1 protein-coding gene is annotated in these 1,059 nt (G+C 74.7%); it reads right to left on the bottom strand.

Annotated features, from left to right (window positions below; translation table 11 throughout):
• Positions 1–46: 46 nt before the first annotated feature.
• On the bottom strand, positions 47–1,059 hold a 1,013-nt coding region (locus ACIP67_RS43450), incomplete at its 5' end, for a PucR family transcriptional regulator (protein ID WP_401700283.1).

Raw genomic sequence — 1,059 nt, 5'->3', positions numbered from 1 at the left:
GGTTTGGAGGGTTTCTACAATTGGGGGGGGTGTGTGCCGCGCCGGCTCAGTCCGACCCGGCCCCGTTCGTCGGTCGCGCCCCCGCGAGCCGGCCCAGGGTGATCGCGGTCTGCAGGACGTACGCGTCGCGAGGGACCAGCGGGTCCCAGCCGGTCACCTCGGCCACCCGCTTGAGGCGGTACCGCACGGTGTTCGCGTGGACGAACAGCTCGCGGGCCGTGCCCTCGAGCGAGTGGCCCAGCGCGCCGTACGCGTCCACGGTCTCCAGCAGGGAGGTGCCGGCGTCGGCCAGGGGCGTGAACACCCCGTCCACGAGGGCCTCCCGGGCCGCGGGGTCGCCCAGCAACGCCCGCTCGGGCAGCAGGTCCTCCGCCGGGGTGGGCCGGCTCGCCCGGGGATGGGCGGCCGCCGCGCTGAGCCCGGCGAGGGTGTGCCGGGCCGAGACGTGCGCCGAGATCAGCGAGTCCACGACGGGTCCCACGATCACCGGTCCCGGCGCGAACCAGCGCGCGAGCGCCTCGCCCACCGCCCGCGCGTCCCGCACCGAGCCGACCACGAGGACGAGCCGTTCGGACTGCACGCCCACGAGCAGGTCGCAGTCGAGCCGCGCCGCGGCCCGCCGCAGGTCCGGGATGAACGCGGGCTTGTCCTGCCCCGGGGCGAGACCGGCCATGACCATCACGTCGTGGTCCCCACGCCAGCCCAGCGCCGTGGCCCGATGCCGGATCTCGTCCGGGTCCTGCCCGCGCAGCACCGCGTCCAGCAGGACCGACTCGAGCCGCGAGTCCATCGCACCGCGCATCTCCGCGGCCCGGGCGTACACGTCTGCGAGTGCGAACGCGACCTCGCGCGAGTAGTGGAGGATGTGCTCGCGGACGGGCGCCTGGTCGCGCTCGGCCAGCAGCTCCGGCACCCGCGTCTCGACGACGTCCACCATCGTCCGGATGAGCTGGAGGGCCCGCTGCAGCGAGATCGCCCGGGTGAGATCGGTGGGCGCGGGCCCGAAGACGTCCTGCAGGACGTGGCCCGTGGAAGTGGGCCGCTCGAACCACGTGAGGA

The organism is Streptomyces sp. NPDC088812, from assembly GCF_044750285.1.
Lineage (GTDB): Bacteria > Actinomycetota > Actinomycetes > Streptomycetales > Streptomycetaceae > Streptomyces.
The sequence above is the reverse complement of the archived record's forward strand: the minus strand, read 5'-3'. Positions and strand labels throughout refer to the sequence as shown.